Source organism: Prevotella illustrans, assembly GCF_017426725.1.
In the GTDB taxonomy this organism is placed as follows: domain Bacteria; phylum Bacteroidota; class Bacteroidia; order Bacteroidales; family Bacteroidaceae; genus Prevotella; species Prevotella illustrans.
Genome location: NZ_JAERMS010000032.1, coordinates 22,232 through 37,160, shown reverse-complemented (window position 1 = coordinate 37,160; position 14,929 = coordinate 22,232). Strand labels below are relative to the sequence as shown.

The window sequence follows — 14,929 nt, the reverse complement described above, 5'->3', positions numbered from 1 at the left end:
ATGATTTGATGAAACTTTATATGCGTTTTCACAAAAATTATTTAGGACACTATTGCGTTTTACCGGTTCCGAATTAGTCCGAGCGGCCTTTATTTTTCCGTTCGCTATGCTTTCGCAAGCTCAAAGCAGCCCTTTTGGCCGCCTATTGCTATGCTTTCAGCGGCTAAAAAGGCTGCTATTGAGCGGCAAAATAGAGGGAGAAAATAAGCTTCTGAAAGGATGGTTGAGCGCAAGATGTTGATAATCAGCTGTTTGTAAAACGCACGAAAATCGCGTTATTCGCGACCGATTGATTTATTTTTGAAAATAACGCAAGCAGTAACGGGCATTTGTAAAGATTCTTCTGAATTGAAAAACAGAAACTTACAGAGGTTCAAAGCGAACTGAATCCGGCATAAAGCATAATAAACGGATAGTAATCTTAGCTCTTCGCAGAGTAGTTTTCAGAATGTCATACGCACCATCATGCGCACGCCATTGCGATGGGCAATGGGCAGATAGCTGTAATTGCAACGATGTACAAACTCTACATGCAGAATCTTGAAGATGTTATGGACGCCGGCAACCAGTTCTACGTAGGGCCTTTTGGAATCCATTATGTAGCAGCCTTCCGGAAATACCATCAGGGTAGGATCACCGGCATTGCGGGCCAGCGTTGGGTTATTCTTGTCGGTCAACATGCCCCACAAGCATTTCACGCCAAAATACTCGCGCCATTTCAACTTCTTGAGCAAGGGAATGCGGTTGAGAATCTTGCCGTTCATGTCCCAACTGACATCCAAACTGGCATAACGGTCGTTCAGAAACTCCATGTTGTTGATCAGATTGAATGTTTCATCCTGGACAATGTAGCTCAAATTGGCCGCGGGCATGATCAATAAAGGATAAGGCACTTTGTTCCACTGCGCTCCCGCCTTGATATAAGTATCGATCTTGCCCCACGAATTCATCCAGAATCGCTTGTAGATACTGCCTTCTGAGAAATTATAAGCATAGTCGCCACCCAACAGTCCTTTGATTCCGACGGTATGGCGGAGCGTGAAGACGGGCGCGTCGAGATTCATCGGAATGCGACGCTGCTTTGTGTTGATGTAGGTGCGGCCCGGTGCCAGCTGAAACTGGAGCGTAAACTCTGTGGTCCGTATCTTGCCATTGTGAATGTAATCACCGACTTCCGATTGCGAAAGGCTATTGATTTTATGGGCTATATCTACGGAAGCATTCAACGGTTGGAAGAACAGTCGGCCGGCCGCCTCGTTTTCTTCCGTCTTCAATTCCAAGGTAGTCTTCATGCCCCACTCCTGTTCGTAATCAAACTGAAGCAGCTGGCGATTATAAAACATCATCTTATCGACCGGCGCCCACTTGAAGGCTGTAAAGACGTTGTCCTTATCCGTATGGACAAACTTGTCGGACGGAGCCGTCACATCGTATGTACTTGAGAACGAGAGCGTGCGCTTGGGAAACTCGCGGGGCAGATAATCTTTCTTATTGAACGAATAGGTGACGTCGCCTTTGTAATAATTCTTGCGGCTATGTGTACCCCGTGCCACGTAACCGGAGAAGAACCAATGTTTGTTCAGGTTGGCCGTGGTCTGCCCGCTGACACGAAAACGCAACTTATCGATAAAATTAGACGTGACCACCGTATTGACAGGACCAATGTCAAACTTGCTCGGATGATTGAGATCGCCGGTCTCAACAAAGTTCTCTATCAACGCTCTCAGGCCGAAAATAATATATTTGAAGCCTTTCAATTGCTCTATACGGTGAATGAAAGCATTCATCCCACTCTCGCCTTTAGTAAGTTCGACGGTTCGATACTGGTTCCAAAAAGCTTCATCGCGCATATTGGCATTAGCCTCACGGCGTTTGACGGCCTTGCCCTTAAACAGCTGTTTGGGAAGCATATCAAAGGCATAGTCCGTCAAACGCGTCGTTCGGGTGACAAGCGCCTTGGACAGAAAGCTGGCAACTTTCATCTCCACAATCATATCATCCAATGAAAGTACCCACTCACCATTCGGCAGTTTCGTGTATTCCTGGGTAACATGCAGGTTCTCTACAAAGTTGACATCACTTCGTTGCGGGATCGTCAGCTCACAACGCTTGACATGCAAGGTTGAATCGGCGAGGATATACAAGTCGCCCCGAAAACCGAAATCCTGCTGGTTATTAGGCAAAAACTCAAGATGATAGCACAAGTCGCGATCTACATAAACCGTATCCTGAATATAATAACGATAGAATGCCACCGCGTTTTTGCCAATGGGACTTGTGAAAGGATACTGGAGCAAGCGAATCTGATCATCATACAGGTCAATGTCGGTAAAAACATCCTTCAATGCCGTGTTGAGAATGTCGCCCGTCGACAGCAATTGATTGACACCTGAACTTTGCTCTCCTATTATAATATCTTTCTCCGACTTCGGATTTTTACGATAGATATGCTGGGTAACGGTCTCGTCTACCGACACCGGTAATATCAACTTATAGTTGTAAGGACTCGTTTCAATCTGGTCAATCAGCCATTGTTTCTTTGCGAAGAAGCCACTGTCAATGTCCGATGGCTGTATATCATTGACGGCCAAAGTGATTTTCTGATACTTATTATACTGATAATAGTCATGGTTGGCCAACTCAGTCTTCTTCTTGGCAGCCACAACCCGTTTCATCAACTCTACGGCCGGATTGTCCTTCCGGCTGTATTTCCCACGCTTCTGCTTTACAACTACCTCTGCCAACGTTTTGGTATCGGGCTTCAACTTTATATTAACAATCTGTGGAGTTTTGGCCGTAACCGTTATATTCTTCGACTGATAACCCACCGCGCTGAATGTCAACACCCAGCCTTCGTGGCGCGCTATACTGTAATGTCCCGTCGCGTCGCCACTCACAGCGATGTGATGTCCTTTATAGGACGCGCTTGGATAAAGCAGCGTGTCGCCCGTGACCGCGTCGATAATGACGCCCGAGATTTGGGCACGCACCGCCATCGACAGCATTGTCAATAAAATAATGATATGAAGCCGCTTGATCGTCATAACCTTCTCTATTCTTTCTAATGCCTGAAAATCGTGTGTGTCTGCTCCTTTGAGCACACTTAAAAATCTAAAATCTGGCTTAAATCGGTGATAATGTAATCCGGCAGCGATTCATCATACTGCTTATCGGTCCACCCTTCACCCTTAAACCAGGCTGTCTTGCAACCTATTTGCTTGGCCGGTTGTATGTCTTTATAAAAGCTGTCGCCCGTAACGAGTACGTTTTCGGCCTTCAATCCCAAAGCGTCGAGGCCCAATTTGAAAATGCGTGCGTCAGGTTTTCGAATCCCAACGGAGGCTGATTCTATGACGTCTACAAACATGGAGTCAAACTGAAACTCTTTCAGAACCGCATTGACATTGCCATAAAAATTGCTCACAAGAACCAAAGGCCTGCCCTTTGCCAGTAACTGAGCAAGCACATCGCGGCTATATTCCGTTATATCCAATACCTTCCGGTAAACATCTTCCAGCACAGCCAGATGCTTCTGATGAAATAAAGCTTCGTCGGCAGGCCAGGAACAATACTGGCATAGATATTCCATTTCGAGCCGAAGTTTAATCTCTAAAGTCTTATGGAAAGTAAAGTCGGGCTTAATAATTAAATTATTACCCAACGCCCGTTCAGCATAAACATAAGCATCACGAAACTGCGACTCCGTCACGGCAACGCCCTGACGCTGGTAAGCATGCCATAGCACCTTTCCCCAATGACACCCTGCCGTATCGAGCGTGGCACCGTAATCAAAAATATATCCTTCTATCATAATGCTTCTGCTTTCTTTTCTATCTTTTCGAGCATGCTGACACATAACTGTTCATGCTGCCGATGCATATAAATGGCCATCAACTGCATGACCGTTATTTCGAAAAGCGGATAAATCCAAGGTTGATTGAGTAAACAAGAGAGGTAACAAACGATGGCTCGCAGATTAAAAGTGAGCAAATTGGTATAGCTCATGAGCGGCCGGCTACCGGCCAAAAAGTCTTCGCGAATATAGTCATTGGCTGCTTGTTTACCTTCCTTATAAGTGAGCAAAGCCTCTTTCAGCTTCTGGAAAGCCGGTGTACGAGCTTCCTGACTTTTGCAATAACGCGCATAATTAGTGTAAAAAATACGCTCCCAAAATGCGCCACGAGCGGGCAGACTCTCCAGTTTTTCCTTCTGACAGGCATAACTATCGAGTTCGCTCCCGGCCTTTCCTTTCAAGAAAAAAAGATGAATCTGTCGGTAATAATCGGCCAAAGAACTCTGCCGGGAATGACAAAAGAACCCCGCAATGCTACATAACACCCAAATCCAAACACCCCATGCCCGATCTATGAAGGGCATAGGCTCGTCCATCAGTCGCACACAAATGGCGACATAAATGCACGCAAACCACACATCGCCCGAAAAACCATCGAGCATACGGCCCATAAGGGTCTTCTTACCGGTCAACCGCGCCATCTGACCGTCGGTAGAATCACAGAAATTAGCAAACATCAACAGAATTACTCCCCACAGATTGGACTGCAAATCCGGGTAATGGAACATCCAGCCTGCACCCATTCCCAAGAATATAGAGATAATAGTTATCACATTAGGGTGCACGTCAAACTTGTTCCAAAACAAGGCAAAGGCCAATCCTATAGGCCGGGTGAAATGCACATCCAGCCACTCTTCCGTATCATTTGATTTAAAGGAAGCTTGCAACAGCTCCTTAAAATTATTCATCATACTATAACAACGCCTTATGAAAGCTATCTTAATTATTTCTTATTTATCAAACCGCAGATGGCATCGGCCGCTTCCGACTGACAACGAGAATAGCTGGGCCAATCGTTGAAATCTATCAAACAGAAACTACCGTCTTCTTTCACGATGGCATCACCACCGTAAATAGGCACTCCAACCTGTTCCGAGACAGCATCGGCAGTTCGCCGCAACAGGTTCCCATCAAACGGATAATGCCGGGCTATGCCGTTTCTCACTTCGTCACCAAACTTAGAAATGCCATCATCACTCGGATAAAAGTAACGGAAAAAGCTACCATGCACGGCATAAAACTTTACTAAATCGCCGGGAACGTGAGCCTGTACCACCCAATTATCAATGCCACGGGCAACGAAAGCTGACTGCATAGCTAACAAAGAAGCCTGATTCTCACAAAAAACGACGTCTGATGGTGATTGGGCAGCCTGATCGCCGCGCTTCAACCAAAAGCCGTAATCGCCTTCTGTCGGAGGTATGGGAATGTCATTCCGCAACATCAACTCGGTCAGACGGCTTCTGTTACAACGATTCACGCCAAAAGCAGAATTGAGAACTTTAGCGCCGGCCGACTCCTTTTCCATCAAAAGCTTCAATGCCTCTGCCGAACGAGCCATGGAGAGGTACAAATCGGCGTGGTCATCAGCTGTCAATTCCAACTCTGACAACATCCGAACAGCGGCTCCTTGCCGTTCCATTCGCTCACAAACTGCTTGCAATATGGCTTTGTCTTTCGTAACAGAATTGGGCGAGAACCTTTCGTCACGCTGCACGGCGATGATTCTCATACTCCTTCACGCAAAAAAGACTCGGCCTTGACGATATCAACGGCATGATCAACGTCCATGATTTTACTGAACGCAAAGGCCTTGAGCTTGCGCCCGTCACGAATTAAAGCCCGCTGAAAATTACGCATTCTGCTCTCGCCGCGCTCCATACAGGCTTGCAAAGTTTCAATGGCCGTCGCTGTCAGTCCGTAAATACCGCCGGAAATATACCTACACGCAGCCGTATTATCATCGTAAAAACCGGTTATATCCATACCGGAGGTTCCGACATAGAGCGGTTTTTCATCATCAATATAATCGGTAACACCCATCAGACCATCGAAACCTTCGCTGACAGCCTGACGGAATGAAGCAATATAAGTCTTAAATTCGTCTTCTTTAAATATGGTATCAACGGTCGTCAACACAAACGGACCACCTTGAAGATACCGACTCAGTTCAAAGAAGCTGTGCATGGAGCTGGGAGTACTCTTTACCTCAAAACGCAAAGGAACAGGACGGCCATGCAAGCCGTCCTCTTCCATATCCATTAAATGCCTGCTGACCAAAGTCGTACGGTCATTGCATATAACAACTATTTCTTCTGCGTCGTTCTCAACAAAGATTCGAATAAGCCTGTCGATAAGATATTCTTCCTGAACCTTTACCAGAGGTTTGGGCGATTCTATACCTTCCTGAGCCAATCTCGATCCTTCGCCCGCCGCAATAATCGCGAATTTCATTAAATGCTACGTTACTTTCGAAAACATGGCAAAGTTACGTATTATTTTTGGAAGCAGAAAACTATTTAGGCTTATTTTGGTTTTCACGCCGTATATCGCCTACTTACGCGTTGTCGCGTCGGAAATATCACCTGAACCACGCACATTTTTAACGACATTCTGCACGCTGCCTTTCAGCGAGATATCACCGCTACCGGTAAGTTCGGCATTCAACACACCGCAATCATGGCAAACCAAATCCAAATCGCCACTGCCACGCAAACTGGCCTTGGTCTTTCTCACATTATACTGACTGACCTCCAAATCGCCACTACCCAAGACACTGAGAACCGCCGTTTGAGCAACGATTTTCTTTATATCCAAATCGCCACTGCCCGTAAGCTTGGCTGAATAGTTGTCACAAATAACATCGTTGAACAGCATGTCGCCACTACCTGTCAGTGTCAATACAAGGTTGTCGGTATCAACCCGCCGTGGGGCCTTAAACGACCCCGAACCGGTAACCGTCGCGGCAATCAGATCAGGACTCGTTATCTTAATGACCACATTGTCAGTACTGCCTGAGAAGCCAAAATGAAAAGAAGACGCGATGTTACGCTTAGCCCGTATAGTCAGCGTGCCACCATTCACTTCAAAACTCGCCAGCTTAACATTCTTCTCCGGACCGATCACTTGAATGGAATAGTCGTTGCCCTGCGTATAAATAACATCGTAAGCTGCGGCCAGCGCTATCTTGTCAAAATTCTTCAATCCAATCTTACGGACGACGCGAGGAGCCTTTTTAAAACCATAATCGTTAACAAAAGAACGCCCCACACCCATACAAACCATAAAACAACCTATGCCTAAGCAAGTTAATAATATCTTCTTCATCTGTCAGAGTATTTAATTATTTTATTCTATATAAGTAGACGTCATACGTTGTCAGAAAGTTGCAGATAAGAAAAATATTTCAGCAATGGGCGCATGAAAGGTGTCAGATGGCGCTCAATGGGCTGACGTGTACGATAATCCATACGCACGGTGCTCTGCATGACCACCACTCGCCGCTTGGCACGTGTCATCGCCACGTAAAACTTACGCGCGTCTTCGGCCATGGCCTGCGGATTACCTTTGCTAAAGTAGCTCGGATAACGATCATCAATGGCATCGAAGATGATCACATTGTCAAATTCAAGTCCCTTGGCCTTATGAATCGTCGACACGAAGACACGGTCGGTCACGGCACCGCTGCCACAAAGGTCGGCCTCTTTCAGCGTGTTCATCTCAATAAGGTGGTTGGCCAGCTGTGTCAACATCGGCCGGTTGCCCTCATCGGCCAGCATGTCACGCTCCAAATAGCGCAGTATCAATGGCAACTTCCCGACTTCGTTCATGAGTCCTTCGGCTATTAATCCATCGTAGAACGACCGCAAAGCCTCAACCACGCCTACCGTATAGAGTTGCCCACGTGCCGCCAGATAACACTTGCGATAGTTTCTGCGCAAGATTTCCACACGTGTCGCGACCCGCCTTTCGGCCATAAAAGCCTGCTGAGCGGGAATGACCTCCACTGCCTTTCGATAGCAATATTCCACCAAACCGCACGTAGCGTTGACATCGGCGTCGGCCAAATGCGAATTTTCGCCTTCCAAACGCAGAGTCTGAAGTAGGTATTTCAGCTTATAACCGGGCAACCCCGGCATCAGCAACCTGGCCAGTTTCAAAGAATCGAAATAAGTAGGATGGTGTTCTTCGAGCTTATAATCGGGCAGATAACGCCGTAGGTTGTAATCCAATATATGATAATCGTAATCGGCATTATGCCCCAACAGCACGCCGCCCTCGGCATACGCCGCGAATTGCCGCAACGCTTCGGTCGGACTCAACAGTTCGTGACGCTTCCGTTCCTCAATGATCGGATTGACGATATCGCCCAACATACGGGGAATCTCACGGTCGGTATGAAGATAAACGCAGAATTCCGAACCTTCCACAACCCTGCCGTCACGCACCTTGACCGCCGCTATCTGCAAGATATCGTCATGAAAAACGTCGAGTCCCGTAGTCTCCGTATCGAAAATGACGACCGTCTGCCGTTCATAGGCTTTGACAAATTGCCGCACATAGGTAGAGTCGTCAAACAGCAGGAAGTCGGAAGGAAGCATGGCCCGATTGAGCAATGAGCGGACAAAATTACGTGCGGCCGTATTCGACTCAAATACATGAAGCCCGCGCAACAGGCGAGTCCAGGCCAGGAAATTCGTTTCCGCAGCCAGCACATTGAGGTGTGATAACAGTGTTTTCATCTCGAAAGAAGAAAAAATATCGTCGCCCGATACCTTGAAATGAGGCAAATGCCGTTCCAGCAGTGCCTGACTGATGAGGTCGGCGTCGCGATTGGCATTCACGATGACCGCCGTCGTCTGGTCGGGAAAGTCATGCGACAGACGGTCCACAATCTGCGCGGCGTCCAGATATTCCGTTTCTATGACCGTTGAGGGCGCAATCTGAAGCTCATTGCCTATCGTAACAGGCTCATAGTCAGTCGTCGGCAAGAGCGAAGCGTCGATACGTAGAATTTCTTCGGCATAAGTGTTAAATACGTCAAGCAGATATTTGGGCGAACGATGGTTCACCTGCAAAGAGTGAATGTGTCCCTGACAGCGTTGTCGAAGCACGTCGAGCGTCGACAGTTTGGCGCCCATGAAAGAGAAGATGGCTTGTTGCGAGTCGCCCAGATACAAGGCGCAGCCGGATGGCTCGGCCTGTCCCGCCCGTGGACCAATCAAATCGATGATGGATAGTTGTAATGGATTCAGGTCCTGCACCTCATCTACCTGAATCCAAGGATGGTGCGGATTGGCTTCACTGCCCTTGCTCAGTTCGCTATAGGCCTTCATCAACAGGTCCTCGAAATCGAGCAGATGATTCTGCTGTTTGTATTCGTCGTACTGAAAAGCCAACCCAAACTTACGCAGCGTAGTAAGAATAGTCTGGCGCTCCCCCATATCGTAGCCCTCATTGCGCACGGCGTCGCGATAAAAGTCAGCATGCCGATAGATATCGAGCATGGTCTGAGCCGTGAACTCCATCTTCTGCACACGGCAGATCACCTTCATCGCCTCTATATCGCTGCCTTCAAGACATTCGGGGTGAACTCGCAAGCCGCGCGGATGGCCCTGATCTATCTGATACATGAGATGCGACAACTGCATAATCGTGGAATATTCCCGGCGACGGCGCACGTTTTGTGTCACAGCCAGCTCGTCTTCGCCTGTATAGCGGGCTATAATGCTGATGACGTCTTCATCGTCGATGATGGACGAATCGGCTGCCACAAATCCGTTGTCGAACAGATACTTGGCGCAAAAACGATGCACGTTACCGATAAACAGCTCACTGATTTCGTCCTGGCCGATGGTCTGTCCTATGCGATCGCGCATGCCTCGGGCCGCCCGGTTGGTAAATGTGAGACACAGCATATCGCGATAAGCTACGCCGGCGGCGCGCGCGCGAAGAATGCGTTCCGACAATATCTGCGTCTTGCCGCAGCCCGGCGAAGCCAGAACGAGGTGAAAACCGCTTTGAGCGTCAATGACTTGTTGTTGAAATGTATCGGGCTGAAACATATTGATAGTTGATAGCCTGTATTATATAAATGTATAATTCCTGCCTCAAATATACAACTTTATTTTAAAATCGCGTCGTAATTATATTAAAAGGAAGGACAAACGTGGCTGTTTTGTAAAGTTTCTTACCCTATTTTTAACACTTCGGGAACCGACCATTTAGAAAAGCTAAGGCATATCATAACGGTATTATCGGACGAAAAAAGCACTTGAAAAAACAAGAATAAAGCTTTCGCAAGCCAAAAGAGCAGCGATGGCCTTCCCAAAGCTAAGCAATCGGCTCGCGAAAGCCATGCTTTTAAGAGCCAAAAGCATAGCTATGAGGCCCGAAAAGCATAAACGGCTAATTATCAGTCGGTTATAAAATCACGAAAAACAGCGTTATTTTCATCCATGGAAGAGCGGACGGAGAATAACGCCGGCATTTGAGAGGTTTTGTCAAATTAAATTTGAAAAATTAACAAATCGATAAAGTCAAGTACCAAGTGCGAATTTACGTTATCTTTTTGTTCCTGTCGTAGCGAGATAATTTTTTGTCAGAGTATCGGAGTGTTTTAATGGGAATAATCATTCATTACGTTCCGTTTCAAAGAGAAAAGGAATCGGAACGAGATAAAAACAAAAAAGAAGAATCACGGCAAATCATGCGATCTGCCGTGATTCTTCTTTTATTATTAATATGCCGCCGTTTAGAGAGGCTTATACTCCACGAAGGCTTCCATTGCCTCGTAGCAGGCCAGGCCAAGATCGTCATACAGCTTAGCCGTACCACGGTTGCGATCTTCGGCACGCTGCCAGAACAGACGCTCGTCGTTACCCAAGAAAGGAGCGCTCTCCATCTGCGAACTGTGCTTCAGAATGGCGTTGCGCTTGGTACGAAGCTCTTCGGGACTCATTGGAACGCACATTTCGATGTTCTCAATTTCCCACTCGGCCCAGGCACCGCGATACATCCAAATGCGGCAATCCTTCAACCACTTGGCGCCGGCCTCTTTTTCGAGGTCGATAGCCGCAAACACCGCGTCGGTGCACTTGCGGTGCGTGCCGTGAGGATCGGCCAAATCGCCGGCTACGAAAATCTGATGAGGCTTCACTTCCCGCAACAACGCACGCACAATCTCAACATCCTTCTCGGTCATGGGCAGCTTCTCTATCTTGCCGCTCTCATAGAATGGGAGATCAAGGAAATGAACATGGTCTAAAGGAATGTTATTAAACGTACAAGCCGTGCGGGCCTCGCCACGACGAATGAGCCCTTTGATAGTTCTCACCTCCTGGCTATCCATGTCGCCCTCTTTCTTTGTGGCTAAGAAAGACTTGATATCCTTGTACATTTTTACAATCGTCTCATCTTTCGAATCCATGAAAAGCTGATTGAAACCATTAACAAAGTGCATGAAACGTGTCACTTCTTCATCGCCAACGGCAATGTTGCCGGACGTTTGATAAGCCACATGCAGATCATGACCTTGCGTTACAAGGCGCTGAATGGTGCCTCCCATTGAAATCACATCATCGTCAGGATGCGGTGAAAAGACGATAATACGCTTGGGGAACGGCTTAGCCCGCTCGGGACGATAGGTGTCGTCGGCATTGGGTTTGCCACCCGGCCATCCGGTGATGGTATGCTGCAGGTCGTTGAAAATCTTGATGTTGGCATTGTAGGCTGAACCGTAGAGTGCCAAAAGTTCGCTCAGACCATTTTCGTTATAGTCTTTATTGGTCAGCTTCAAGATTGGCTTCTTCGTAATCTGGCAAAGCCATGTGAGGGCCGCACGTGTCAATTTATCGGTCCATGTACAACTCGTTACGAGCCAAGGATGGATGATACGAGTGAGCTTGCTGGCTGCCGAGAGATCGACTATAACGTGAGCGTCGTTATGGTTTTGCAGAAAGCTGGCCGGGATAGCGTCACTCATATGTCCTTCGACCGTAGCCTTGATGATATCGGCCTTCTCTTCACCCCAAGCAGTCAGATAGATCTTGCGCGCGGCAAGGATATCGGCCATACCTAAAGTGATGGAACAAGGAGGCACGGGCTCCTGTGAACCGAAACTCATCGTCATCTCTTCACGGCTGGTGGCGTCAATAAGGATGAGACGAGCGACCGAAGAGAGTGTACTACCCGGTTCGTTGGTGGCGATATTGCCGATACGCCCGATTCCAAGCAGCATGATATCGATACCTCCGAAGGTTTGAATGCGCTCTTCAAAAAGCCGGCACTGCTCCTGAACGGTGTCCTGTGCTACCGTGCCATCAAGCGAATAGACATTCTGTTCGGGAATATCCACATGGTCAAGGAAACGACTTTTGAGTTGTGCCAAGGCACTGTGCTGGCTATCCGCTTTGAGCGGGAAATACTCGTAGGCGTTGAATACGATGACATTCTTGAAACTGATCTCCTTCTTTTCGTAGCGTTGGATCAGTTCCTGGAAGATGGGAGAGACCGATTGGCCCGTTCCCAGGCCGAGCACGCAGTACTTTCCGAGTTGACTCTTGGCCTTGATCTCTTTACAGATAGCGTCGGCAATATTAGTCGCGCCATCTTCTACCTTGGGGAAAATATCTGTAGGTATTTTCTCCATACGCGTGATCTCCGAGCGTTCTACAGCTGTTTTGGGCGCGTAGAATGCTTCAGGAACTTTGTTCAAAACAATTTCTGAACTTAAATGAAGTCTCATTGATTTAATGTTTTATTAGGGATATTTTTGTTGGGGATGACTTAGAGATTGTCTTTCTCTATGTCTTTAAAGTACTTATAAGTACCTACTTTCAGCTCATCGGTAGCAGGTTCGTCGGCCACGATGATGGCGTGCGGATGCTGTTGCAACGCGCTGATCGTCCATGCTTGCGTAACGGGGCCCTCAACGGCAGCCTGCAAGGCACGTGCCTTATGATGACCGTTAACCAGAATCATAACTTCCTTGGCCGCCATCACGGTTCCCACGCCAACAGTCAGCGCATGCTTAGGAACCTTATTCGCGTCATTGTCGAAGAAACGGCTGTTGGCAATGATGGTATCGGTGGTCAATGTTTTGACGCGAGTGCGTGATGTGAGTGATGAGAAAGGTTCGTTGAACGCGATATGACCGTCTGGTCCGATACCGCCGAGGAACAAATCGATTCCACCGGCTTCAACGATCATCTGCTCATAGTGGGCGCATTCGGCTTCAAGATCTTCGGCATTACCATTCAGAATGTGGATATTCTCTTTCGGACAATCAATATGGTCAAAGAGATTACGGGCCATAAACGAGTGGTAACTTTCGGGATGGGTTTCCGGAAGTCCGACATACTCATCCATGTTGAATGTAAGAACGTTTTTAAAACTTACCCTCCCCTGTTTGAAAGCCTCAACCAAGGCTTTGTACATGCCCTCGGGCGAAGAGCCGGTAGGCAGTCCTAAAACAAACTTGTGGTCGGGAGTGGGCTTGAACTCATTAATTCTTTTAATCACATGTTCAGCCGCCCATTTGGACAACTGCGCGTAATCTTTTTCAATAATTACTCTCATGGTTTCTTTTAATGAAGTTAGTACAATTGATTAAGTCACAAAGATAGCAAGATTATCAAAAAAAGCAAAATAAATTTCAAATGATTAAGATTTTAAATCTTACCGTGCGAACAATTGCAAAGTAGGCATGTCAAAAAAGTACCAATGGCCAATAAAAGCAACATTTTTATTTTGTGATATGCCTCTTTTGATGTATTTTTGTAACACAAAATAAATTGTTGAAATTCAGAATGAAAGAATTTGTAATATCCGAAGCCAAGGCCGAAACGGCTGTTCTTGTAGGATTGATTACACAAGAGCAGGATGAGGCCAAGACAAAAGAATATCTTGACGAACTGGAATTTCTGGCCGACACAGCCGGAGCCGTCACCATAAAACGATTCACGCAAAAGGTAAACGGTCCAAGTCAGGTGACTTACGTAGGGAAAGGAAAGCTTGAGGAGATTAAACAATACATCAAGGCGTGCGAAGAAGAGGACGAACCGATTGGCATGGTTATCTTTGATGATGAACTTTCGGCTAAACAAATTAGGAATATAGAAAAAGAACTTCAAGTAAAAATACTGGATCGCACCTCTCTTATATTAGACATATTCGCCATGCGGGCACAGACTGCCAACGCCAAAACACAGGTAGAGCTGGCCCAATATCGCTACATGTTGCCCCGACTGCAACGCCTTTGGACCCATCTGGAACGCCAAGGCGGCGGCTCGGGATCGGGTGGCGGCAAAGGATCGGTAGGGCTCCGCGGTCCGGGTGAGACCCAGTTGGAATTGGACCGTCGTATCATCTTGCAGCGCATTACCCTACTGAAACAGCGCTTAGTGGAGATTGATAAGCAGAAAACGACACAGCGCAAGAACCGTGGGCGTCTCATCCGGGTGGCGCTTGTGGGCTACACGAATGTAGGAAAATCGACGATTATGAACCTGATGGCCAAGAGCGAGGTGTTTGCCGAGAACAAACTCTTCGCAACGCTCGACACGACGGTGCGCAAGGTGGTCATTGAAAACTTGCCGTTCCTACTGGCCGACACGGTTGGATTTATCCGCAAGCTGCCTACCGACCTTGTCGAATCTTTCAAATCAACGCTTGACGAGGTGCGTGAAGCCGACCTGCTGCTACATGTTGTCGACATTTCGCACCCCGATTTTGAAGAACAAATCAAGGTGGTTGACCAAACCTTAAAAGATTTAGAATGCAGTGAGAAGCCTACCATGATTGTTTTCAACAAGATTGACAACTACAAATGGGTGGCAAAAGAGGAAGACGACTTGACACCGGAAACCCGCGAAAATATTGACTTGGAACAGCTGAAACGTACCTGGATGGCCCGACTGAACGACAACTGCCTTTTTATTTCGGCCAAGAACAAGGAAAATATAGAAGAATTCAGGGATATATTATACAAGAAAGTGCGTGAACTCCATGTTCAGAAATATCCTTATAACGATTTTCTATATCCACAAATGGATGAATAACGGACTTTTTGGGCGT

At 47.2% G+C, this 14,929-nt stretch carries 10 protein-coding genes; 1 reads left to right on the top strand and 9 read right to left on the bottom strand.

Features of this window, described 5'->3' with window-relative positions; genetic code table 11:
- Positions 1–443: 443 nt before the first annotated feature.
- From JHU38_RS09415 to nagB, 9 genes are all read right to left on the bottom strand, one after another.
- Positions 444–3,044 (bottom strand): DUF5686 and carboxypeptidase-like regulatory domain-containing protein, encoded by a 2,601-nt coding sequence (locus tag JHU38_RS09415; protein WP_107582291.1) that lies wholly within the window; start codon positions 3,042–3,044, stop codon positions 444–446.
- Between the two features lie 59 nt (positions 3,045–3,103).
- On the bottom strand, positions 3,104–3,811 hold the full coding sequence (locus JHU38_RS09410; protein ID WP_107581093.1) for an HAD family hydrolase: 708 nt from the start codon (positions 3,809–3,811) through the stop codon (positions 3,104–3,106).
- Complete coding sequence (locus JHU38_RS09405; protein WP_107582292.1) at positions 3,808–4,761, bottom strand: CDP-alcohol phosphatidyltransferase family protein; 954 nt, start codon at positions 4,759–4,761, stop codon at positions 3,808–3,810. Before JHU38_RS09405 ends, JHU38_RS09410 begins: the two co-directional genes overlap by 4 nt.
- Positions 4,762–4,796: 35 nt before the next feature.
- The gene (locus JHU38_RS09400) at positions 4,797–5,585 is read right to left on the bottom strand and encodes an ATP-grasp domain-containing protein (RefSeq protein WP_107581094.1); all 789 of its coding nucleotides are present in this window, start codon (positions 5,583–5,585) and stop codon (positions 4,797–4,799) included.
- Complete coding sequence (locus tag JHU38_RS09395) at positions 5,582–6,307, bottom strand: sugar phosphate nucleotidyltransferase (protein ID WP_107581095.1); 726 nt, start codon at positions 6,305–6,307, stop codon at positions 5,582–5,584. Before JHU38_RS09395 ends, JHU38_RS09400 begins: the two co-directional genes overlap by 4 nt.
- A 99-nt stretch (positions 6,308–6,406) precedes the next feature.
- Positions 6,407–7,180, bottom strand: a complete 774-nt coding sequence (locus JHU38_RS09390; RefSeq protein WP_107581096.1) for a head GIN domain-containing protein — start codon at positions 7,178–7,180, stop codon at positions 6,407–6,409.
- Positions 7,181–7,221: 41 nt separating this feature from the next.
- Positions 7,222–9,918 carry a 3'-5' exonuclease gene (locus JHU38_RS09385; RefSeq protein WP_107581097.1) on the bottom strand — a complete coding sequence of 899 codons (2,697 nt, stop codon included), beginning with the start codon at positions 9,916–9,918 and terminating at the stop codon, positions 7,222–7,224.
- 689 nt (positions 9,919–10,607) lie between these two features.
- Complete coding sequence (locus tag JHU38_RS09380) at positions 10,608–12,599, bottom strand: glucosamine-6-phosphate deaminase (RefSeq protein ID WP_107581098.1); 1,992 nt, start codon at positions 12,597–12,599, stop codon at positions 10,608–10,610.
- A gap of 41 nt (positions 12,600–12,640) precedes the next feature.
- Positions 12,641–13,432, bottom strand: coding sequence for a glucosamine-6-phosphate deaminase (gene nagB, locus JHU38_RS09375; protein WP_107581099.1), 792 nt, complete (start codon positions 13,430–13,432; stop codon positions 12,641–12,643).
- A 230-nt stretch (positions 13,433–13,662) separates the two neighbouring features.
- Here nagB and hflX point away from each other — a divergent pair, with 230 nt between their 5' ends.
- Positions 13,663–14,913 (top strand): GTPase HflX, encoded by a 1,251-nt coding sequence (gene hflX / locus JHU38_RS09370; RefSeq protein ID WP_107581100.1) that lies wholly within the window; start codon positions 13,663–13,665, stop codon positions 14,911–14,913.
- Positions 14,914–14,929 lie beyond the last annotated feature (16 nt).

Bases quoted from the DNA above. Each gene is read 5' to 3' on its own strand.
- JHU38_RS09390 (WP_107581096.1), bottom strand. From the start codon at position 7,180: ATGAAGAAGATATTATTAACTTGCTTAGGCATAGGTTGTTTTATGGTT.
- nagB (WP_107581099.1), bottom strand. From the start codon at position 13,432: ATGAGAGTAATTATTGAAAAAGATTACGCGCAGTTGTCCAAATGGGCG.
- hflX (WP_107581100.1), top strand. From the start codon at position 13,663: ATGAAAGAATTTGTAATATCCGAAGCCAAGGCCGAAACGGCTGTTCTT.
- JHU38_RS09395 (WP_107581095.1), bottom strand. From the start codon at position 6,307: ATGAAATTCGCGATTATTGCGGCGGGCGAAGGATCGAGATTGGCTCAG.
- JHU38_RS09410 (WP_107581093.1), bottom strand. From the start codon at position 3,811: ATGATAGAAGGATATATTTTTGATTACGGTGCCACGCTCGATACGGCA.
- JHU38_RS09385 (WP_107581097.1), bottom strand. From the start codon at position 9,918: ATGTTTCAGCCCGATACATTTCAACAACAAGTCATTGACGCTCAAAGC.
- JHU38_RS09405 (WP_107582292.1), bottom strand. From the start codon at position 4,761: ATGAATAATTTTAAGGAGCTGTTGCAAGCTTCCTTTAAATCAAATGAT.
- JHU38_RS09415 (WP_107582291.1), bottom strand. From the start codon at position 3,044: ATGACGATCAAGCGGCTTCATATCATTATTTTATTGACAATGCTGTCG.
- JHU38_RS09380 (WP_107581098.1), bottom strand. From the start codon at position 12,599: ATGAGACTTCATTTAAGTTCAGAAATTGTTTTGAACAAAGTTCCTGAA.
- JHU38_RS09400 (WP_107581094.1), bottom strand. From the start codon at position 5,585: ATGAGAATCATCGCCGTGCAGCGTGACGAAAGGTTCTCGCCCAATTCT.